At 50.5% G+C, this 22,449-nt stretch carries 20 protein-coding genes and 1 tRNA gene; 16 read left to right on the top strand and 5 right to left on the bottom strand.

The window, feature by feature from the left end; translation table 11 throughout:
- Nucleotides 1-5: 5 nt before the first annotated feature.
- The 8 genes from AC55FS_RS03925 to arcC all read left to right on the top strand — a co-directional run bounded on the left by AC55FS_RS03925 (nt 6) and on the right by arcC (nt 9,409).
- Nucleotides 6-2,372: a GNAT family N-acetyltransferase gene (locus tag AC55FS_RS03925; RefSeq protein ID WP_496934767.1), complete on the top strand. Its 2,367-nt coding sequence runs from the start codon at nt 6-8 to the stop codon at nt 2,370-2,372.
- Nucleotides 2,365-3,078 carry a hypothetical protein gene (locus AC55FS_RS03920; protein ID WP_496934766.1) on the top strand — a complete coding sequence of 238 codons (714 nt, stop codon included), beginning with the start codon at nt 2,365-2,367 and terminating at the stop codon, nt 3,076-3,078. Before AC55FS_RS03925 ends, AC55FS_RS03920 begins: the two co-directional genes overlap by 8 nt.
- On the top strand, nt 3,075-4,124 hold the full coding sequence (locus AC55FS_RS03915; RefSeq protein ID WP_496934765.1) for a heparan-alpha-glucosaminide N-acetyltransferase domain-containing protein: 1,050 nt from the start codon (nt 3,075-3,077) through the stop codon (nt 4,122-4,124). The genes AC55FS_RS03920 and AC55FS_RS03915 overlap by 4 nt, the downstream gene beginning before the upstream one ends.
- Nucleotides 4,103-4,558, top strand: coding sequence for a helix-turn-helix domain-containing protein (locus AC55FS_RS03910; RefSeq protein WP_496934764.1), 456 nt, complete (start codon nt 4,103-4,105; stop codon nt 4,556-4,558). The genes AC55FS_RS03915 and AC55FS_RS03910 overlap by 22 nt, the downstream gene beginning before the upstream one ends.
- A gap of 162 nt (nt 4,559-4,720) precedes the next feature.
- On the top strand, nt 4,721-6,127 hold the full coding sequence (locus tag AC55FS_RS03905) for a YfcC family protein (protein WP_496934763.1): 1,407 nt from the start codon (nt 4,721-4,723) through the stop codon (nt 6,125-6,127).
- 20 nt (nt 6,128-6,147) lie between these two features.
- A complete protein-coding gene (locus AC55FS_RS03900; RefSeq protein ID WP_496934762.1) occupies nt 6,148-7,377 on the top strand; it encodes an arginine deiminase in 1,230 nt (409 codons plus the stop codon).
- A 72-nt stretch (nt 7,378-7,449) separates the two neighbouring features.
- Nucleotides 7,450-8,454 (top strand): ornithine carbamoyltransferase, encoded by a 1,005-nt coding sequence (gene argF, locus AC55FS_RS03895; RefSeq protein ID WP_496934761.1) that lies wholly within the window; start codon nt 7,450-7,452, stop codon nt 8,452-8,454.
- Between the two features lie 25 nt (nt 8,455-8,479).
- Complete coding sequence (gene arcC, locus AC55FS_RS03890; protein ID WP_496934760.1) at nt 8,480-9,409, top strand: carbamate kinase; 930 nt, start codon at nt 8,480-8,482, stop codon at nt 9,407-9,409.
- 63 nt (nt 9,410-9,472) lie between these two features.
- Here arcC and AC55FS_RS03885 read toward each other — a convergent pair whose 3' ends face one another.
- The 3 genes from AC55FS_RS03885 to AC55FS_RS03875 form a co-directional block, all read right to left on the bottom strand.
- On the bottom strand, nt 9,473-12,496 hold the full coding sequence (locus tag AC55FS_RS03885) for a M66 family metalloprotease (protein ID WP_496934759.1): 3,024 nt from the start codon (nt 12,494-12,496) through the stop codon (nt 9,473-9,475).
- A 134-nt stretch (nt 12,497-12,630) separates the two neighbouring features.
- Nucleotides 12,631-12,999: a group I truncated hemoglobin gene (locus AC55FS_RS03880; RefSeq protein ID WP_496934758.1), complete on the bottom strand. Its 369-nt coding sequence runs from the start codon at nt 12,997-12,999 to the stop codon at nt 12,631-12,633.
- 661 nt (nt 13,000-13,660) lie between these two features.
- Nucleotides 13,661-13,737: transfer RNA gene (locus tag AC55FS_RS03875), tRNA-Arg, on the bottom strand.
- 356 nt (nt 13,738-14,093) lie between these two features.
- Here AC55FS_RS03875 and AC55FS_RS03870 point away from each other — a divergent pair.
- The 4 genes from AC55FS_RS03870 (at nt 14,094) to AC55FS_RS03855 (ending at nt 18,603) form a co-directional block, all read left to right on the top strand.
- On the top strand, nt 14,094-14,414 hold the full coding sequence (locus AC55FS_RS03870) for a hypothetical protein (protein ID WP_496934757.1): 321 nt from the start codon (nt 14,094-14,096) through the stop codon (nt 14,412-14,414).
- A 591-nt stretch (nt 14,415-15,005) separates the two neighbouring features.
- Complete coding sequence (locus tag AC55FS_RS03865; RefSeq protein WP_496934756.1) at nt 15,006-15,392, top strand: AzlD domain-containing protein; 387 nt, start codon at nt 15,006-15,008, stop codon at nt 15,390-15,392.
- Between the two features lie 312 nt (nt 15,393-15,704).
- Nucleotides 15,705-17,156 carry a hypothetical protein gene (locus AC55FS_RS03860; protein WP_496934755.1) on the top strand — a complete coding sequence of 484 codons (1,452 nt, stop codon included), beginning with the start codon at nt 15,705-15,707 and terminating at the stop codon, nt 17,154-17,156.
- Nucleotides 17,157-17,160: 4 nt separating this feature from the next.
- Nucleotides 17,161-18,603: a hypothetical protein gene (locus tag AC55FS_RS03855; protein ID WP_496934754.1), complete on the top strand. Its 1,443-nt coding sequence runs from the start codon at nt 17,161-17,163 to the stop codon at nt 18,601-18,603.
- A gap of 108 nt (nt 18,604-18,711) precedes the next feature.
- Here AC55FS_RS03855 and AC55FS_RS03850 read toward each other — a convergent pair whose 3' ends face one another.
- Both AC55FS_RS03850 and AC55FS_RS03845 read right to left on the bottom strand, forming a co-directional pair.
- Nucleotides 18,712-19,359 (bottom strand): FMN-binding negative transcriptional regulator, encoded by a 648-nt coding sequence (locus AC55FS_RS03850; protein ID WP_496934753.1) that lies wholly within the window; start codon nt 19,357-19,359, stop codon nt 18,712-18,714.
- Between the two features lie 118 nt (nt 19,360-19,477).
- Nucleotides 19,478-20,206: a substrate-binding periplasmic protein gene (locus AC55FS_RS03845; protein ID WP_496934752.1), complete on the bottom strand. Its 729-nt coding sequence runs from the start codon at nt 20,204-20,206 to the stop codon at nt 19,478-19,480.
- 160 nt (nt 20,207-20,366) lie between these two features.
- Between AC55FS_RS03845 and AC55FS_RS03840 the strand changes: the two genes are divergently transcribed.
- The 4 genes from AC55FS_RS03840 to AC55FS_RS03825 all read left to right on the top strand — a co-directional run bounded on the left by AC55FS_RS03840 (nt 20,367) and on the right by AC55FS_RS03825 (nt 22,382).
- A complete protein-coding gene (locus AC55FS_RS03840; protein ID WP_496934751.1) occupies nt 20,367-20,906 on the top strand; it encodes an MOSC domain-containing protein in 540 nt (179 codons plus the stop codon).
- Nucleotides 20,907-20,918: 12 nt separating this feature from the next.
- On the top strand, nt 20,919-21,389 hold the full coding sequence (locus AC55FS_RS03835) for a GNAT family N-acetyltransferase (protein WP_496934750.1): 471 nt from the start codon (nt 20,919-20,921) through the stop codon (nt 21,387-21,389).
- A gap of 1 nt (nt 21,390) precedes the next feature.
- On the top strand, nt 21,391-21,801 hold the full coding sequence (locus AC55FS_RS03830; protein ID WP_496934749.1) for a GFA family protein: 411 nt from the start codon (nt 21,391-21,393) through the stop codon (nt 21,799-21,801).
- A gap of 206 nt (nt 21,802-22,007) precedes the next feature.
- Nucleotides 22,008-22,382 (top strand): YybH family protein, encoded by a 375-nt coding sequence (locus tag AC55FS_RS03825; protein WP_496934748.1) that lies wholly within the window; start codon nt 22,008-22,010, stop codon nt 22,380-22,382.
- Nucleotides 22,383-22,449: the final 67 nt, after the last annotated feature.

Below are 22,449 nucleotides of genomic sequence, written 5' to 3'. Positions count from 1 at the left end.
TTGTCATGCAGTTTGAACGTCACTCATGCATTGGTCCGCTAAGCATAAAACCTTTTGTTATGGATACCGATTTACCGGTCTTTCATCACTGGGTAACCCAGCCCTATGCGCATTATTGGGGCTATCAGGGTATGGCTATTGACGATTTGCGCGCCGAATACCAAGGATTATTACAACAAGGCCATCAGTTACTGTTAGGTCTGCATTATGGCCAACCGGCATTTATTATTGAGTTGTATGATCCTCGCGCCGAACTGGCCGATCATTACTCCAGTGCTGACGGTGATATTGGCATGCACCTGTTGTTAGCACCCTGTGAACAACCACTGCATGGTTTTAGTCGCGAAGTTTTTCATACCCTGATGGCGGCGTTATTTGCCGCTGGCTATCAGCGTGTTGTGGTTGAACCCGATGCGAATAATCACGCCATTCACAGGTTAAATTGTGCGTTTGGTTTTCGCCATCATGGTCCGGTCGATTTGGGTCACAAACACGCCTTTATTGGCCTGTGTAATCAGACCGATTTTTTGCAGGCCGTACAGCTACAACAGCAAGATGGCGATCAAACAGAGCGTGCTCAGCTATTGCGCCAACAGCCAGAGAAGGCTTGTGATCCTTTAGAGAAACATTGGCGTCAGGCCAATGCTGAGCAAGTCGCAAAATGCATTAGTGAAGCCTGTCATGAACGCCTGATCACACCACAATGGGTCGACGGTGCCTATCAAATCACCAGTGGCAACAGCCATTACCGCTTTGCCGCACAAGTCATGGCCCTAGAACATTGGTGCATCGACCCGAGTTCTATTCAGCGCTGGGTTAATAATGAACCGCAGGCATTGGATGCCGTGCAATGGATAGTCGAATTTCAGCCAGCACTGGGGTTATCAAAAGCGCAACTCAATGGCTATTTAGAAGAGCTGGCCAATACCGTATACGGCCGTGCGTTTAAATTATCACGCCCCGACCTCAGTGCCAAACAATTGGCCACTGCCGATTTTCAAACCTTAGAAGCGGCCATGAGCGAAGGTCACCCCGCGTTTATTGCCAATAATGGCCGCCTCGGTTTTGATCAAACCGACTTGCGCACTCGCGCACCAGAAAGTGGCTGTGTACAACGCTTGGTATGGCTGGCCGCCCATCGCGATGCCGTCAGCTTGGCGTATATGCCCGACATGGATTACCCCAGCTTTTTACAGCAAGAGTTTGATGCCACTACACTGGCACGCTTCCAACAGAAGCTCGAAAATGAAGGGCTGTCGTTTGACGATTATGTATTGATTCCGGCACACCCCTGGCAGTGGCAGCACAAGTTAGCGTCAATTTATGCTGCTGAGCTGGCCGCTAAGCGCTTAGTAATGCTGGGCTATGGCGATGACTATTATCAGCCACAGCAATCTATTCGCACTTTTTTTAATCGTTCCCAACCCCAGCGCAGTTACGTTAAAACCGCCCTGTCGGTAATTAATATGGGCTTTGTGCGCGGCTTGTCTGCCCAGTATATGAAGGTCACACCGGCCATTAATCATTGGCTTTACCAAACTCTAAGCGCAGATCCACAACTCACAGAATGCGGTTTTACTCTGCTGCGTGAAACCTGTGCCGTGGGCTATCAACAACCATTTTTTAATACCAGTGAGTTGGTCGACCATCCGTTTCGTAAAACGCTAGCCGGATTATGGCGCGAAAGTCCGCTAGCACTGCTGCAACCTGGACAGCAATTAACCACCATGGCGGCGTTGCTGCATCAGGATGGTAACGGCCAGTCGTTGGCAGCCGAGTGGATTTTACGTTCAGGAAAAACACCCAGCAGCTGGTTAACAGCCTATTTACGCGCCTATTTTATCCCTCTATTGCACTGTTTTTACGCCCATAAGCTGGTGTTTATGCCCCACGGTGAAAACCTCATTTTAATTATGGAAAATGGCGTACCGGTACGAGCATTAATGAAGGACATTGGTGAGGAGGTATGCCTGCTCAATAGTGATCAACCACTACCCACTGAGGTGGAGCGTATACGTGTTGCCATGCCTGAAGACAAAGAACTATTGTCTATTTTCACCGACGTTTTTGACGGCGTTTTCCGCTATCTCAGTCAACAACTGTGGCAAGCCGGGCTGATGGATGAGCAGCAGTTTTGGTCCACCGTCGCTAGCGTGGCTAAGGATTATCAGGCATCGCAGCCACAATTAGCCGAGCGCTTTGCCCAATACGATTTATTTTGTCCACGCTTTGCCCATTCTTGCCTCAATCGTTTGCAGCTGCGTAATCATCAGCAAATGGTAGATTTGACTGATCCGGCCGGTAGCCTGGTATTTGCTGGCGAACTGGACAACCCACTGGCGGCCTATGCCGAGCAACCTGTGCATGGCTGAGAGCTGGTTGCAGCACTGGCACGCTGCGCTAACACGGGTATCCAGCGCCCCGTTATGGGTCTCGCTGCAGCAACCTGACAGCGTGGCGGCCATGATCGAGCAAGTGCATAGCTGCCATGAGGATAGTGCGCCGTTGTACCTGCGCTATCGCTGCTGGACACTGTTGCTGTGGCAGCCAGTGTATTTATCCGTGGCGGCGGTAAACGACGGACACGCTGTATTGCCACTCGATAATATTCGCCAACGCTGCCAGCACGGCAGCGTTTATGGCTTTCAACAGCTGCCACTAGAGCCTAGTCAGCAACCCTTGAGTGAGCGTTTGCAGCAACAAGCCCGCAGGCTACACAGCTACGCACAACAGGCTATGGCACTGCTACCGCCGGAGCTTCACTGCAAGCCCAAACATTTATGGGGATTATTGGCCGATTTATTGTGGCTGGCTCTGCAGGCCGGCTGGCAGTCGCAACGCCAACGCGACCCTTGGTATCAACAAGGCCTGCTCTGGCAACAAGCTGTATTGGCTCAGCAGCCTGTGGCAGGACAGCGCGATCTTATCTATCAAGCCCAGCTACAGCACTGGCAGATACAGCGTGGCAGTTGCTGCTTTGCTTATTTAAACCCAGCGACAACGCCCTGTGAGGGCTGTCCTAAACAACAAGCGGCAGCCCGCCGTGCAATAACAACAAACACCAAGGAGAGAGTATGAACGATCGCATTCAAGCGGTGGATATAGGCCGAGGTCTGGCCGTTATGGTGATGGTCTGCGTCCACGTGATGTGGATGTACGCCAGCATCGACACCCAAGCCCATACCTGGTTGGGGCAGCTGCTGCATTTATTGGGTAAGGGTACCGCTGCATTTTTGCTGTTTATGGGCATGTCCCTGCAGCTGGCCAAAGCCAAAACCACCACGGCTCACCTTATACGTGCAGTGCAGCTATTGGCTTTAGGTTATGTGATGAATGCGCTTAAGTTTTTACTACCACTACAGCTGGGCTGGCTGCCATCAGAATTTATTGCCGCTTATGGCTGGCAGGCGCCATTAAGCCTGGAACAGCAACTGTATTTATTATCAACCGGCGATATCTTACAGCTGGCCGGCCTGACTCTGGCGTTATATGCATTGATAAGCCGAGTGATTAACCACGCCTTAGGGTGGCTGGCATTGGCGCTCGTGGTCGCGCTGATAACGCCTTGGCTACGCCAGCTCATCGGTGCCGACATCTATGTTTTAAAGCTGATCGCAGGCCAGGACTACCAAGTCTATTTCCCGATGCTGCCGTGGGCCTGCTTTATTTTCTTTGGCGCTGCCTTAGGCAGTTGGTGGCGTGATAAACCACAGCAATGTGTGCGCTGGTTACCTTGGCTTGCCGTGAGCGGTATGGGCATTGGCTATGGTCTGTACGCCGATAACGCCGATTTTCATATGGGCAATTTCTTCCACCATGGTCCTGGCGGTAGCCTGTATTTGCTGGGCATCACCTTGCTGGCGCTGTGGCTGATTCAATGCAGCCTGCGCTGGAGCTATCCACCCCGCTTAATGGCCGCTTGGCGTTACTGCAGCCAGCGCGTTACTTCGTTATACGTAATTCAGTGGGTACTGGTGTGCTGGGGCATGTCACTGGTCGGCTTTCAAACCCAAGGCGTCACCGGTACCTTGCTGCTAATTATTCCTGCCTGGGTGGCCACCTTAGCGGTGCAGCGCTTATACGATATGCAAAAGGAGCGCATATGGCGTTGGCGCACCGCTTAACGGCCAAGCAGCAGCAGCGCGTCTCTCGGGTGTTAGCACATATCGATGCGCACCTGAGCGGCAACCTCACGCTGACTGGCCTAGCCGAAGTTGCTGGCTGCAGCCGCTGGCAACTGCAGCGAGCCTTCGCTGAACTGGATCTAACCCTGGCAGCCTATGTGCGTCAGCGCCGTCTGAACCGGGCGGCGTGGTTATTGCGCCATACGCCGGATCGCCAGCGCGACATCGCCAGTGCCTGCGGCTTTGAATCTGATATTCAGTTTCACCGCGCCTTTAAAGCTCATTTTTGTATGACGCCGGGTCAGTATCGTCGTATTGGCCAACCGCTTAAGGTGCCAGCGAATGAGCCAGTGTCCAAGGCATCATTGTGGCAGCCACTGCCTGCAGGCTGGGCGCCATTTTCATCTTCAATTGCCTTACAAAATAGCCAATAAAGAATCGCCGCTTGAAACAGAGCATGACGTGCATCATGTTGCTCAACGGGCGGCGCATTTGGCCCTAATTAGACCGCCTTAGCGCTGATCTGGATCAACGCAGCAACTAGCCCATATCTTCTACTGTGGGTGCCCTGAGCCGGCACTCACTTTGGAGGATCTATGCCACGTATTCGCTTTCCCAGTGCCTTTACCATTTTATTTGCCCTGATCGCCCTGATGGCCGCGCTGACCTGGGTGGTGCCCGTCGGGCAATACGAACGTGTGCACAATGAAGAGCTGGGTAAAGACGTGCCCGTGCCGGGCAGTTTCCAAAGCGTCGAGTCCAACCCTCAGGGTTTGGAAGACATTGCCCTGGCACCGATCAACGGTTTTTACAACAGCGACAGCTATGAAGCCGGTGCCATCGATGTGGCTCTGTTTGTATTAATGTTGGGCGGTTTTCTCGGCGTAATTAACGCCACCGGCACCATAGATCATGCCATTCAACGCATCATGGAACTCTTTTCAGGGCGCGAGCAATGGCTTATTCCAATCTTGATGGCGTTATTTGCTGCTGGTGGCACCATCTACGGAATGGCAGAAGAGTCGCTGGCCTTTTATGCCATTTTAATTCCCATCATGTTGCGCGCCGGTTATGACACAGTGACCGCAGTCGCGGTCATTATGCTCGGTTGCGCTATTGGCACACTCGGCTCCACCATCAACCCCTTCGCCACTGTGATTGCCTCCGATGCTGCAGGCATTGCCTTTACCCAAGGGCTGGGATTGCGTTTGGTCATTTTATTGGGCGGCTGGCTGATCTGCGTGGCTTATGTGATGCGCTACGCCTCACATGTGCATGCCGATATGTCGCACTCCTTGGTGAAAGAAAAACACCAAGACAATTTGCAGCACTTTTTACGCGCCAGCAGTGATCGTCACGCCCAGGAAATGAGCGTAAAAGAAGACATCACCCTAATCTTATTCGCACTGGTATTTGCCATCATGATTTGGGGCGTCGCCATTGCTGGCTGGTGGATGGCACGCATGGCGGCATTATTTATTGTCGCTGCCATTGTCGTCGGTTTGGTAAATCGCATGAAGGAGCAGGATTTAGTCGATCACTTTATTGCTGGCGCCAAAGATTTATTAGGAGTCGCACTGATCATTGGCTTAGCACGAGGCATCGTTGTAATCATGGACGCTGGCCATTTAAGTGATACAGCGCTGGCTTGGTCAGAAGAGTTAGTCAGTGGTTTACCCGCCGTGGTGTTTATCAACGTGGTCTACTGGATTGAAGTGGCAATGTCATTTTTGGTGCCATCGTCGTCTGGCTTGGCGGTACTCAGTATGCCCATCATGGCACCACTAGGCGATTTTGCCGGTGTCAGCCGTGATTTAGTGGTCACTGCATTTCAGTCCGCCAGCGGCTTGGTCAATATGGTTAATCCCACCTTTGCCGTGGTGATGGGCGGCCTGGCCATTGGCCGTGTGCCCTATGAAACCTGGCTCAAGTTTATGTGGCCATTATTGCTGATTCTTACCCTGTTTATTATGGCCGTGCTGAGCATTGGCACTGTAATTTAGCAGAAAATTAGGTCGATATTATGAATGCACTGCTGGGCGCCAACTCCGAAGTTGGTAAATTAAAAACGGTTATGGTCTGCAGCCCGGGGTTAGCCCACGAGCGCTTAACTCCCACCAACTGCGAAGACCTGCTATACGACGATGTTATTTGGGTCAAACGTGCCCGCGAAGACCATGCCGACTTCGTCGAAAAAATGCGCTCTCGCGATATTAATGTACTGGAGATGCACGAGCTACTCACCGATGTCGTCTCCACCGATGAGGGGCGGCGGTATATTCTCGATCATAAAATGACCGCCAACATGGTGGGTGAAATTCTGAAAGACGAATTTCGAGGTTGGCTGAACGAACTGCCAGCGGCGCAACTGGCACAGCATTTAATTGGTGGAGTACTGGCAGCCGAAACCCCATTTCTGCACGACAATATTTTTGCCCGCTACACCAACGAAGAAGCGTATCTGTTAGCACCACTTCCCAACAGCACCTTTACCCGTGATACCAGTTGCTGGATTTATGGCGGCGTGACCCTAAACCCCATGTTCTGGCCAGCACGGCGGCAGGAAACCTTACTGACCTCGGCTATTTACCAATACCATCCGTTTTTTGCCAATAAAGACTTTAATATCTGGTGGGGAAATCCCGATGAAGATCATGGCCTGGCGACCTTGGAAGGCGGCGATGTCATGCCTATTGGCAATGGCTGCGTGTTAATTGGTATGGGGGAGCGTTCTACTCGCCAAGCCGTTGGTCAGGTCGCCAAGGCACTGTTTTCCGCCGGCGCGGCCAATCGTGTGGTGGCCTGCCAAATGCCACGGTCCCGTGCGGCCATGCATTTAGATACCGTGTTTTCATTATGCGATATCGACAAAGCCACCGCCTACACCGAAGTTTGTGACCATATCCGCTGCTTCTCTTTACGCCCAGGCGAAGGAGATCAACTAGAGCTAAGCGAAGAATCCGCTCATTTGTTTGACGTGGTGGCAGATTGTCTGGGTCTTGAAAAACTGCACGTCGTTACCACCGGTGGCGATCGTTATGAACGTGAACGCGAACAGTGGGATGACGGCAATAATGTGGTGGCGTTAGAGCCAGGCGTCGTGATCGCCTACGACCGTAACGTCTATACCAATGATTTATTGCGCAACGCCGGCATCGAAGTCATCACCATTAATTCTGCTGAACTGGGCCGTGGCCGTGGTGGTGGCCACTGTATGACTTGTCCAATCGAACGCGAAGCAGTGTCGTTTTAATACACAAATTTTTGCAGGTGCTATCGCTTAGCGTCTGCGCAGACCGGGGCACGGCCCCGTGGAGACCAAATCATGGCATTTAACTTACGTAATCGCAGCTTTTTAAAATTAATCGATTTCAGCCAGCGCGACATGATGTTTTTACTCGATCTGGCACGCGATCTTAAACGTGCCAAATACACTGGCTCAGAAGTACAACACTTGCGCGGTAAAAACATCGCCTTAATTTTTGAAAAAGCCTCCACTCGCACACGCTGTTCGTTTGAAGTGGCGGCGTATGATCAAGGTGCCAACGTCACTTACCTAGATCCGACCGGCTCACATATGGGCAAAAAAGAGTCGGTACGTGATACCGCGCGAGTATTAGGGCGTTTATACGACGCCATTGAATACCGCGGCTTTGGCCAGGCGATTGCGGAGCAACTGGCCGAGCATGCCGGCGTGCCGGTATTTAATGGTCTGACCGATGAATTCCACCCGACACAAATGGTGGCAGATTTAATGACCATGCGCGAATACAGCAACAGCAAACCATGGCATGAAATCAGTTACTGCTATAGCGGCGATGCCCGCTCAAATATGGGCCACTCACTGATGATTGCCGGTTGTTTAATGGGTATGGATGTTCGCATCGCAGCGCCGAAAGCACTGTGGCCAGAAGACGAGTATATTGAAGCGGCACGAGAATTAGAGCAGCGCTACAACGCCAAACTCACCATTACCGAAGACCCAATAGAGGGTGTTAAAGGCGTCGATTTTATTCACACCGATGTGTGGGTGTCGATGGGCGAATCCGATGACGTTTGGCAGCAACGCATCGATTTACTCAAGCCCTATCAGGTGAATGCCGAGCTGATGCAGGCCAGCGGCAATGCGATGGTCAAATTTATGCACTGTTTGCCAGCCTTCCATAATCTGGACACCGAGGTTGGCCGCAAAATTGAACAGCGCTTTGGCCTCAGCGCCATGGAGGTGACGGAAGAGGTATTTGAATCGCCCGCTGCCATTCAATTTGAACAGGCCGAAAATCGCATGCACGCCATTAAAGCCTTACTCGTTGCCACCCTAGGCCAATAAATTAGCCCAATAACTAGGAGGCCATATGAGAGTCGTTGTCGCCCTTGGGGGCAATGCATTATTGCAACGCGGTCAGGCCCTCAATGCCAGCAATCAACGCCATAACGTACGCCAAGCCGTGCAAGCATTAGCGGCCGTTCACGCTCAGCACCAGCTGGTCATTGCCCATGGCAACGGCCCACAAGTGGGACTGTTGGCCTTAATGGACGCAGCTTATGAGCAAGGTTCGGCTTTTCCCTTAGATGTTCTAGGCGCCGAAAGTGTCGGCATGATCGGTTATATGATTGAACAGGAACTCGGCAATGCGGTGCCCAAAGACGACCATATCGTCACCCTGTTAACGCAAATTGTGGTGGATCAAACTGACCCGGCATTTCAGCACCCAACCAAACCTATTGGACCTGTCTACACAGCCGCCGAAGCCGAGGCACTGGCCGCCGATAAAGGCTGGAGCTTGGCTGCCGACGGCGACAAGATGCGTCGTGTAGTGCCATCGCCCAGACCGCAGCGCATTATTGAAATCGACACCATACGATTATTGGTCGATACAGGTGTCATTGTTATTTGCGCTGGTGGGGGCGGCATTCCCGTCAGCTTTGATGAGCAGGGTCATTTGCATGGTGTTGAAGCCGTGATTGATAAAGACCTGGCCAGTGGTTTGCTAGCGCATCAGCTCGATGCCGATGCCTTTATTATGCTTACCGATGTGGCCGAGGTATTTGCTGATTACGGCACGCCTGAGCAACGCGCGATTCGCCGTGCTCACCCAGACGCGCTGGCAGCGATGGACTTTGCCGCCGGTTCCATGGGACCCAAAGTGCAAGGCGCTTGTGAGTTTGTAAAAGCTACCGGAAAAATGGCCGCCATTGGTTGTTTAACGGACTTAACCGATATTGTGGCCGGCAAAGCCGGCACCTGTATTAGCCTGGATGTTGATGGCATTGAATACGCTTAAACACAAACATATCAAACAATAAAAAACGGCGCCAATGCGCCGTTTTTTATTCATTTAGACTGATTAACGCAGGTGTTGCCACACCGACTGCAAGGCCTCACTGCCCAGCATAGCCAGCCAAGGCTCGTCACTGCTCAGTACACCTTGCCAGCGCTGGTTGCTGCCACCATGACACGAGTAGGAAATCAGAGTGCCGGAGGTACGGGCATAATCGAGACACTTGCCTGACTGCTCATTTTTCAACTGCTCATTGCTGTCGTACTGCCAGCGCTGGGCCGAATTTGTAACCTGGCAGGCATTTAATGCCACACCACTATCACTCGGCTCGGCGCACAGCCATGGGCTAGCAACAGGGTGCAAGCGTCCATAGGCATCCATTAACCAAGTCGGTGAACTGTCATTGGCACTGCCAGTGGTCAGGATCAGCTGCGAGCCCTGCACATCAAAAATTACACCGTCACCAGCAATGGCTTGTCCCTGCAAAGTGGCGACCTGGTTTTTGGCCAGCCCGGATTCACTCAGATGCAGCTGCAAACGCGCGGCTGTTTCAGCTCCAGAAAATTGCTTTGCGCTGGCATGTTGCAGCAACACGTCCACTGCATTGGCCGCCTGCTGCAGGTTCATCCAGTTCTGCAAACGTACGGCCGATTGCAGCGACAAACTGGCTAATAACTCACTGCTGTCATAGCTGTTAATCAGCTGCTGCAGCTCGTCTGACAATAAGCTTAAGTCTTGGCTTTGCGCCGCTAGGCCCTGCTCAATGGCAGCCAGATCACGGGCTTTTAAACTGGCATAGCCATGATCCTGACCTGCCAAGCCTACTTCCGGCAAGGTAGGAATCTGGCCGTCAAAATCCGTGCTAGTCAGCTCAACTTCACTGCCGCCTTTACGACAGTACAGCTGCGCACGAGTTGGGCGAAAGGCAGCGTCGATATTCACATGCAGCTGATTCACCGTACCGGCATCGTGGCGTGAGGCTGACACCTCAATCAATCGCGATTCATTATTACCGTTACTGACCTTTAACCAGCAAGCATCGCCACTGCTGGCTGGCGCCGCCAAGTCAAACACATTGCCATAGTTACCATGAAACACTGGATAGATAACCGCGCTGTTGTTGTCTGGATCATAAGCCCCCAATAAGGTCGCCACGGCAACCCCCACCTGAGTGGGTACTGGGCGGTTATCATCGTAATTTTGATAACTGCCTGTGGTGGTATCCCAACGCTTATAGCCGCTGCTAAAGCTGCTATCCGCCAGCGGGAACTGCTCCAAGTCGTTTTGAATGATGCGAGCACTGTAGCCCGTGTAATGGGTGTAACGTGACAATGGCGAGGCGTCCCAACCGCCTGACATGGCATCTTTGTTAAAGCTCATCTGACCATTGCCATCAACGCTCACCACGCCGGTGCGCAAATGATTACGATGAGCGATATAACCCCAGCCACTATCGGCATGGTGCACAGCCCAACGCCCATCTGTAGTAAGGTCCTGGCCAGGATAATGTCCGATGCCATAGGCATGGCCCCATTCATGACTGGCTTCATTACCCGATGTGGCATACAGGGTACCTATGCCGTTACCGCCACTCAGGCCATGTTTAATAACACCATTTTGATATTGGCCCTGAGCGTGGTGATTGGTAATTTGCTTAAACACATGGGGGTAGCCCTGGTCCATTTTATGGCTGCTGTAACCAAAGTTGGCCATATTAATGCCAACACTGATTTGCGACTTAGCGACGTTCTCGCGCATATCACCACTGTACACATCGCCATCATCGGCACTGCTGCTGTCATAAATGGTGCCGTCGGCAATCATCACCTTATTGAGCTGAATATCGGCGTAGTTCGCGACGACCAAACGTGATACTGGCAGTGTTTGAAAATAATCCGCTGCGGCCAAAACAGGATCGTTGGAAGCAAAATGATCATCCGAGGAAGCCGGTGGAGCGGTGAGCATACCAACTCGCACGTTTTGCAGAATCAGCTGCGTAGCCAAACCAACATCGATATCGCTGGCACTCAAGTCACCTTGTTGGCCGTTATAGCGAAAACGCAATTCCATACCATTGCGAACATGCTGCCAGGGAATATTTCCCCACCACGCTTGCTTGGAGTAGGTCACCTGGCTGGCCGCTACGTCGGCATCGGGCAAGGTATTTGGATGCTTTAGCGTCAGTGTTTCAATCAGCTGACCATTGACCAGCAAATCCGCTTCAGCCGAGGTCACAGAAGCCTGGCTGTGATGTGGGAAAAACAACACCAAGGCCTCACGCTGGGCCACTAAACGTGGCATATAGCGGCTTTGAGTCTCATCGCCGGTATTGCGCTGATAGTTGCCAGCCGGTGCTACCGAGTGCGACTGTACAAATTGAACTTCGCCAGCCAATTCGCCGCGTAAATCATTGCGCAGGGTACGTGTTTGGCCGTCGTAGTTGCGGGCGTAAAAGTCGATTTTATCGTTGCTTTGATAAGCCTCTGCGGCTTCAACCATCAGAGTGCCACGATAATGGCTGCGCACTTCACCTAGCACGGCTTCAATCTCGATCACCTGATCACCAGCGCTGCCAGCAATACCAGAGATAGCGCCAGTGGTGGCATTGAGTTTCGCCCAGGATGGTAACTGCAGCGCTTGGAATTGAGCACCGGCAGCCACATCAGCATACTGAGGCTGATACAGATACCCAGCCTGGCTCACCGCTGAGGACAAGGTCAGGCTTTTTACCTCAGCTTCGCTATCACCGTTGTCGTCTGAGTCGCTGCCATCACCGCTTTGATCGCTGTCATCACTGTCATCGCCATCTTGATCACTGCCAGAACCGCTATCAGAACCACTGTCAGCACCTCCATCAGTGTTATCGCTGTCCCCAGAACCATTGTCTGATGTATCAGAGTCGTCTGTTGAAGTATCTGGTGTGGTGGAGCCATCACCAGAGGTATCGGTATTACCGCCCTGATCGCCATCTGTCCCTGTGCTTGGAGTTTCCTGGTCACTGCTACCATCGCGGCCTGAGCCACTACCGCCGCCACAAGCAGCGAGCAACGCAGATAATACAACAACAAATAAGGGAGAAACTGGCTTCATAGCGGTCTCTTGAAAATGCAGGGCTGATCATTATTTATACAATCTTGATCAGCACAAGAGCTTTGCTAAGCCTGACAGGTAAAACTGCGAACTAGGTCGTTATTTGCACGGCAACAACGACCTGTCACAACGCCCTAACGACACAACACCTCATCACGAATGGATTCAGCAATGCCCGCCACCTGCTGAATCAGCTCCGCCGGCACCGATAGCTCTTCTAAGGTCGCGGCCAAATTTTCCACCACCGCATCAAAGTGCTGATCCGCTAAACCCAACTCATCGACCAAACGCTGATGGGCCTGGCGCATAGACTTGCCGGGATAATGCTCGCTACCGCCAAAGGCATAGGTTAAAAAGCGTTTCTGATGGGCTGCCTGGCGGCCCATATCCACGCCCTCAAAGAAATGGCGCAAGCGATCATCCGCCAACACCTTGTTGTAAAAGCCGTCCACCGCCGCCTCTACGGCCGCCGCTCCACCTAACTGCTGATACAGTGATTCCATGCACTTATCCTCGTAAATGCCTTTTGGGTGGTTTGAGAATAGACGGGAAATGGCTGCCGGATCATTTGCAACGCAGGTTCAGACTTCAGAGAAGCAAGACAAGATAGCCCGCCCGAGAGGATGACTGTCGGCCTTCGGCCCATCGTCGCAGGCTGCGATGTTCTCTGCGCTCGCAAGCTCGCTACGAGTCGAACCTATCAGAGCTTCTCGTCCTGCACGGGCTAAGGCAGAGGTTTTTATCGAAACGTGGTAAGAAGCTGAAATGTGAGACTTCGAGGAAAGCATGCGAAATGGCCCGCCCGAGGATCGTCTTTCGGGCATCCTACCCTTCACCCTACGGGCGCCTGCGGCGGAGCTAATGGCTCCGGGCTATGGTCGAACCTATCAGAGCTTCTCGTCCTACACGGGCTAAGTCAGAGGTTTTTATCGAAGCGTGGTAATAAGCTGAAATGTGAGACTTCGAGGAAAGCATGCAAAATGGCCCGCCCGAGAGGATGACTGTCGGCCTTCGGCCCATCGTCGCAGACTCCGATGTTCTCTGCGCTCGCAAGCTCGCTACGAGTCGAACCTATCAGAGCTTCTCGTCCTGCACGGGCTAAGTCGGAGGTTTTTATCGGAGCGTGGGAATTGAAATGTGAGACTTCGAGGAAAGCATGCGAAATGGCCCGCCCGAGAGGATTCGAACCTCTGACCTCTGCCTCCGGAGGGCAGCGCTCTATCCAGCTGAGCTACGGGCGGAATACAAAATCAGAACCAGCCTGATCTCGTAAGGCCGTGGATTATATACAGTTTTTAGGCCTGACACTACCATTCGTCAGACTGCGGCTATTACTATAGGTAGCGCTAAGTGGTTAACGCTGTTATTCCAAAACAGAAAAACATCACTTTACCGACAAACCACCGCCGATTTGCCCAGCTTTTCTGTATTTCAGCTAAAAAAATCGGACATATGACCGGCTATTACGCCGATTTGATCACAAATGTCAGCATTATGCGGGTTTTATCTAGTTCAAGGCCTGATTTGCAGCTAACGCACGGACAGTAGTTTTGCTAATATTCGCGCCATCAACCTATAGGGATTCACCGGACTACCCATGCCTGACCCTACCACCCTGTTTACTGCCGAGCGTAATCCGCTGGCAGATGCTGGAACCTGGATGAAAGCACGCCAAAAGCGCACACCGTCGTCGGATCTGTTGCAACACTACGAGATCAAGCAGGCCGAACTGCAAGCCTACAAAGCCCAGGTCCTTAACCAGGAGAATCAAGCACGTCTCGAGGCTGGCCTGCCGCCGATAGAACTGGAAATGGACGCAACTGAACAACGCAGCGTCAAACGCATCAGCGGCGCCTGCTATTTGGCAATGACCGCCTTAGCACTGATCGCTCTAGGCTTGATCGTACTGTTTGTCTAACACTTCACACCCTGCAACCAGAGCAAGACCTGCACACTCACCTACCTAACGCTCAGAGCCATTGCCGCGCAGCGCCTACGCCACTATGATGCGCCCTTTTCAAACCTCGGTACTCGCTGAGCGCTGCTATTTCATTGCGCAGCCCCCCTATGTCTGCAATCAATGCTTTGCCGTTGCCTACCTCGTTGCCCGTCATATTTGGCTATCTTCCCCTAGGGCCTGTTAACGCTATTTAGCTCTTTGCTGCTGGAATCCATTTTTTATTGAGTAAGGCATGAGGTGCACCGTTTAACCCGTTAAATAAGCAACGAATAACATAGCTCAAGGCAAAATAGACTCAAGCCCGTTGGGTTATGGCTGAAAATCCCTCAATCTGTGTTGCTTATCCTTCATTTAGCTCGTTAAACATTCATCTTCGCACCTTAACTGAGAGGTTTTCAGTTAATAACAGCACGATCGAACCAGCGTTAACAGGCCATAGCGGCATTAAATCATGCCTACTGGATTCTAGGCTGCACTATGGGTGCAGTTATTGGCTCGCAGATTAGTTTCTCAACAGCTGGAATTTAATTTGTTCTACCAGCGCTGTTTATGGTGCTGACGATAGAACCGTACAAACACATTCGTGAACCCTGGCCATTTTTGCTGCTGCATAAAGTGGCCGACCATCCACTGTTGGCTTACGTAGTGCGCTATTTGCCGCCCATGATTATGGTGCTGCTGGTGGTGTATTCCTTTAAAGCAGAACTATCATTGAGTTACGACTTTATGCCCCAGCTGATTTGTTTATTGCTGGTTGCGCTGCTACATGCCCTATTCCGCCAGGCATTAATCAGCATTATTGGCGGCACCACGGCCTATATGAGCCTGGTGCACTTTGGGCTGGCCTTAGCTGCCTTCTACCTCCCCCTACATCATGCTTACCTCGACGCTGTGGCAAACAGCGCCAATAAAGTAGAGCTTTTATTTCTAGTCTGATTAACCCATATCAGCAACAGTGCATTCGACACTACTCCAGCGCTAGCCATCGAATGCTACAGGTACAATAGCAAGAAGAAATTGCCGGCGATCTGGCCTCATCAAGCTCGCCGCATCAACAATAACAACAATGATGGGGGCGATTTTTCGTTCAAATAACCGTTAGACTCTGGCGCAGAAGCCATACCCGATAGCCCGTTGCAAGCAACCGAGTGTTAGGGGTTAGCAGTACAATCGGAAGCTCTGTCATCAATCTAAAGTCCGTCAACTACCACAGGAACGTTGGTATTTATTTTTTAGTAGGAACTAGCCATGATCCGTTTCACCTTGCCCTTTGTGATGAGTCTGTTATTTGTCACTGCTTGTGGCTCTGATAGCAACTCTTCTAGCAACACAGCTGAACCCACTCCGGAGGTTCCCACTAGCCCACCATTACTGACAGCACGCCAGTTTGAGCAGAACTATCGCAACCGTATCAGTCAGTTTGAGGTGAATAAGGATGGTCATTGGTGTTTCATCAGCGAACAAGCCAAACAACAAGCTGAAGTATTCCTAAATCGTAACTGGGAGTTAGGCTGGCAACAGCAATTACACTGTGAGCAGCAGGGACAAGAGTTGTTCAGCTACACACCCAAAGCCGGAGAAATATTGCTCGATATCGCCTTAGACGATAGCCAACAAATTTATGTGCTTGAGGCCATTGAAAACCCTCGCTTCAGGGGCGTTCGCTTCGCTAACTTTAATTTGCGACTGAGTGTATATGACCTAATGGGAGAGTTGCTCAAGCAAGAGACCATTCAGCACCCAGTCAGCGATAAAGATCTGCTTTATTACGACGACGATATAGCCAATGAGGTGATCCCACAGGACCCAGACTATCTAAATAGTCTTCCTCTCATACTCGAAAACAATCGAGTACAACTCGAGTGGAAACATAACCAGCTTTATCTACTGGCACATGTTTTAGGCATACAGGTGTATCAGTTTAACACCGATTTGAGCCTGGCTTGGAGAAAGCAAGTGCTGCACGACCATGCATGGGTAACAGCGGACTTCAACAGTATGGGTAGCCATATGGCTATAGACGATCAAGGCCGTGTCGCTATTGCCATGGAGATAAGTAAAACGGATATATCAGCCTTTAACCAGCATTTCGACCAGACTCTCAACGCACCGGATGAATCGCTCAATATACTAGTCACTTTACTTCAGGCCGATGGCAGTCTGATATGCCACTTTATTGCAGGGCAAGCCGATATCGGGGAGAAAGTGAATAGCTTGCTGTGGCAGAATCAGCAGTTGATTATCAGCGGTCATATCGCCATTGAAAAAAATAATGAGGTTGGCCAAGAAGACCTAGATGTCTATTTGTACCGTTATGACGAACAAGGAAAATTAATAAAACATCAAATCATTCACTGGAATAAAGAGGAGTGGCTGACTGATGCGGTTGTCGACAGTCAGGGGAATGTTTGGCTGAGCGGTATCACAGGTTTAGTGCTGGTTGATACTGGCAGCCAAACGCAAGACGGGCAGGGAGTGATTTTTAAAGTCAGCCCAGCAGGGGATGTGTCTGCACCACTGGTCTTGGATGTACCACGCGACTCTAGTGTCACAGGATTACAGTTGCACGATCAGCATCTTTATTACCGCTATCAATACGATGGCCCTATCAGCCATACCTGTGACCAGGATGATTCCTTATGTGGCTTAAAAGCTGGAATAGGATTCCTTTCGATGCCATCACTTCAATCTGGAGAGTGACGCTATGAAAAAGACCATTTTTCTATTCATGGGTCTTCTGTTATCCGCTTGCGGCGCTAGCAACAGCAGCTCCAGCGGTAAGGTTGTTGAGCCAACAGATAACAACACCAGTCCTACCAGTAGCCTGATCCAGCCACAGCAAATAGACCAATCCTATGTATCTCAGTATGTAGATTTAGCCGTACATCCCGATGGTGATTGGTGCTACATCGCCCGCCATGCTGACCTGGGGGATAACTATCTTGCGGAAAGCCAATGGCAGTACGGATGGAAAAACGACCTGACTTGTTACAACGGTCAACAGGTCATCTGGAGCTATCAACCGGATAACGATATTGCACTTGTCGATATCGAGTTCAGCAATAGTAATCAGCTAATCGTTATTGAAGCCGTTAGAAATAGCCAAGCAAGCCATACTGTCTTCAATGGTGAATTAAGGCTTAGCATATACTCGCCAAGTGGTGATTTACTTCGACAAGATTGGCTAAAGCATACCCCCTCGGCAGACGATCTGGCGTTTTATGAGGTTGATGGTGGCAATGTTATTCGTAGAGAATTCACGGTACTGAGTGCAAACGATCGCCCTCAGATTGCAGAAAACAGCGTGGTTCAATTAATTGCAGAAGGTGACAACCTGTATTTACTGCTGCATAGCTATGGCCTTCAAGTTTATCAGCTCAATAACGACCTCAGCATCAATTGGTCTCGACAAGTTATGCCGGCCTACAACTGGCTTTGGGGGGATATGCTGGTAAACAACAGTGAAATGGCAATACAGGCAGATGGAACGATTGCTGTTGCTTTTGAACTTTATGGCGAAGACTCCGTCATTTACAATGAGCATTTCTCTACTGATTTTCCAGTAGGCAATCAAGATGCCAATGTTGGACTGGTCACTCTAGACCAAACTGGTCAGTTACTGAGTCAACACCTTATAGGCAATGCTGAACTCAGTGAACAAATCGTTAGAGTGTTTTGGCAAGAAGATACTGTTACCTTGATCGGAAATGTACGCCGAGAAAAAGCTAATGCAGCTGGAGGAACGACTGAATGGGATTCCTTTATATACCGAGTTGATCCCATTAGCGGTCAGACTATCGATGAAGATGTTCTACATTACGATAAAGAAGATATCATCATTGACGCTACTGTCAGCCCAAATGGGCAAATTTGGTTGGCCGGAAAAAGCGGTTATATTCAAGTCGATTCAAATAGCCAGACGAGCTTTGGCCGTGCCGTATTACTGCAAATGAACGATCAAAAACGGTTAACGGAGCGAGCTAATCTTGATTTACCCAGGCACTCTGAAATAAAACAAGTTTTCTGGCTACAAGACCATCTATATTTTCGCTACGACTTCGATGCGCCAATAACCCACACCTGTGATCACGATGATAGCTTGTGCTGGCGTAAATCGGGAATCGGAAGCATCCCTGGGGGAAATTAACCACAGAGATTCTACAACCTGTGCCAGCTAACGCTGGCCAACCTGCTCACCGAGCAAATTTAGTACTTACCGACTTGCCAAAAGAGTGGCCATGACTTCTTGATGGGTTCAAGAATCTTCAAGTAGCGCCATCGTCTTTGCGACCAGGCGCTGCTGCTCACTGCCTTGCGACAGTCCGGCAACCACGCCAGAAAAATCTTCACTCGTTTTATTCTGCGAGTATTTCATCTGCCCTTCGATCGATTCAACCATAACTTCAACGCCAACGATCGCCTTGCATAGCTTTTCGATATAACCATCGGGTGCGTCACTCATGTGCCAAGGCTTTTGCTGTTGAGCCTGCTTTTGCTGCTGCTCATGATGGTCTGACAACTCACTCAGAAATCCTATTAACCAACTTGGTTCATGGATAAATTGTATCTTGCCACGAACATGCACCGCGGAATAATTCCAGGTTGGTACCGCCTTACCATCTCGTTGTTTTGACGGATAAAAGTTAGGACTAATATAAGCATCAGGGCCGGTAAAAATCAGTAACACCTCGTCATTTGGCTGACACTGCTGCCAAATTTTATTCGCACGGTTGATATGGCTGGCGAGAACCAGAGAGTCAGCATCTGGGCGTGTTAAAAAGGGAAGATGACTGGCGTTTAGTTGGCCATTAGCTTGAGTTACCAGCGCCGCTAATGGGTAGCTGACGATCAAGTCCAATAGCTCAGACTCTTCACGCAAACGAAAACTAGAAGGAATATGCATATCAATTACTCCAAGCAAATCAGGGGAATGACTTTACTCTGGAGCTATGGCACTGACCAGACACAGATGTATTGAAAGCGGTAGGCACAGCTGCCTAAAGATCTTGCGACGGACTGCGTTATTGGCAGCGATCAGGAAAGGTGCCAAATTCCTGATTCAATCGTTGTACCAGTGCTTCGGTTCGAGGGGTCTTCGCGATCTGAAAGCCCATCATGGCGCAGCCAAATACCCGCTGTCCTAGCACCAAAGGCTGCCCCTGAAGACTGGGCTCATGATCAATGAGCCACTCGGCAACCCCTCGCTCCATAACCACCGCCCGTTGCCGGCGCTCGGGCGACATGTCCAGTAACGTTTGCAACATTTTCACTTCTGAGGTTTTGTCGATGCGTAGCGCATGACCATCATCAAACCAGGTCTGTAACTGCGGATAGGCATAACCAAGATGGGTCACTATTTCGAAACCGGCCAAGGCTGCATCCGTTTCGACCGTTGGCACATAGTCCCGATGGTAAACGAGCACATCCTGCATCGGCAGCATCAGACTGGTCCATAAAAAACGCTCAGGACTGTCGGTCCATGACGGCGATTCAATACGTCCATCGACCTTTCCTTGCTCTAACATACGCATACTTCTTAGCTCAGGTAACAGAGTAAACTCCAGCTGTATTCCAACCCGATCGGCAGCCTCCATCATGGGCACAACCAACAACCCATGTATGCCCTGATCATCATTGACGACATAGGGTGGATAGCCCATATCCGGTACCGACAGCAACAAATGCTCAGCCACTACCGTATGGCCCTGTGACCACAGCCAACACACACTTAGCAATAATAATCGCCGCATAGCCATACCTGCTGATATTGCATTGTCATTCAGTGTAGCAGCGTCAATGGCGGGCTTTCTGGGCCAAGCTGTTGCCTTCGATCACGGAGCAACACATGACAATGCCAACCAAGGCAACGTATAGTCCACATGTCGTAAATGACGGCTAACAGGAGGTTATATGGCAAGCGTTATATCTGTGAGCAAAAGCGATCAGCATGCTTTTTCTAAAACCGTTACCGAATCCATCGAACTGATCAGTGGTCGTGGCGTCGATGGCGATGCCCACAGCGGCACCACCGTCAAACACCGGTCCAGGGTGGCAGCCAACCCAGATCAACCCAACTTACGCCAAGTACACCTATTACACGCCGAACTCATCGATGAGCTGCAACAACAAGGTTTTGATGTATCACCGGCAACGCTGGGCGAAAACATCACTACTCGAGGGTTAGATCTGCTCGCTCTGCCGACCAACACACAGCTGGACTTTCCGAGTGGCGCCCAGCTCATTGTGACAGGCCTACGCAATCCTTGTGCGCAGTTAGATAATTATCAACCAGGCCTTACAGCCGCCACCCTAGACCGTGATGAGCAAGGCCAGTTAGTCCGTAAAGCCGGAATCATGGCCATCGTTACTTCAGGTGGACGCGTAGCGGCTGGCGATAGCATTCATGTCACTTTACCTGCTGAGCCCCACTTGCCGTTAAAGCCAGTGTAATCACAGAGAGTTATGACAATAACAACACGCCTTGCTGATAATAGCGATATCGATCCTCTAGCTTGCTTATGTATTGCGGTTTGGGCCGATACTTATTGCTTAGACGGCATAGAAGTACGCCATGCCAGCTACATGCTGTCAGAATTTTCCGCTGCCAGCTTGCAAACAAGATTGCATAACAACACTGTGCTGTTAGCCCTGGATGAAGACCGTCTGGTTGGTGTCATTATTTACAATGATCACAACGGAGAAATTGAGACCTTATATATCCTGCCTAGTTATCAAGGCCAAGGGGTTGGTGGCCATTTGTTGTCTGATATTCGGCAATACGCTACCAAGACGTTGTTTCTCACTTGCTGGGAAGGCAACCACTCGGCGCTGAGTTTTTACTACAAAAAAGGTTTTGTCGCCGACGGAGAGTTTTATTTCGATCTAAATGGCGAGAAAATTCGCAACATAAAACTGGTTTTAAGCGAGAATTGACATGGCTTATCTGGGCAGCTGCCTGTGCGGCGAAATAGAAGTATGCATCAGTGGAAGTATTACCGATATCATTCACTGCCATTGCTCGCTATGCCGAAAATCCAGCGGCACGGCCTATGCGACCAACGGCTTTATTAACGCAGCCGACTTCGCTATAAACAAAGGGCGTCATCAACTGGCAGAGTTTGAAGTTCGACCCGGAAGAAAACGCCATTTCTGTCGCCGCTGTGCTTCACCTATTTTCAGTTCCAACGCGCACGATCCACAACGTTTACGCATTCGTTTAGGTTTACTTGATTCGAATATTTTGGAGCGACCCAGTGCACACATTTTTGTTAACTCTAAGGCCTGCTGGGATGATATTAATGCCGAGCTACCTCAGTATGACGAGTACGAACCAAACCGGTGCTAAAAAGAGGCTCTGGCCTCTCATCTTCAAATACCTGCAGCGGCACTTGAGTCACTGAAACCCGAGTTGAGCCCTGACCAGTATTAGTGTTATCAAAAAGATATTAATGGCATTATCGCCGGGTAAAATCCAGTATCAGCATTAATAAAATAACAGCCAACGGCGCATACCAAATAGCGCGTCATGTGCCATCAAAAACGGATATAGCAATGAGCATTGAACAAGCCTTAGATTTCCACCTCAATAGCGTTAAAAACCGAGACTTAGAGGCGTATGCCAGTACTCTGGTTCAGGACGACCGACTCACCCTGATCATGCCAAATGGCAATGCACTGTTTGGCTACGACGCCATTATCGATTTTCATAAAAACTGGTTTGCCGACCCGGATTGGACACTGCAAACTACTCTGCTGAAGCTATTACAGGCTGATACCAGTGCCACAGCGCTATTGGAAGTGACCTATCACGATCTAGATGCCAGCGGTCAAGCGTATCAACTCAGCTACTTGCTCAGTCTGACCTTTATTCAGCAGGACGGAGAATGGCGTTTGCTGTTTGATCAGAATACCCTGACGTCAAAGTAAACCTTCTCGCCAGTAGGGTTCACATCTGCAACGACTTATCATTGATGAGCAAACCCTGTGAACCCTC

Source organism: Bacterioplanes sp. CLAM21 (genome assembly GCF_059641015.1).
Note: the sequence above shows the minus strand (reverse complement) of the source record. Positions and strands in the feature narration are given on the sequence as shown.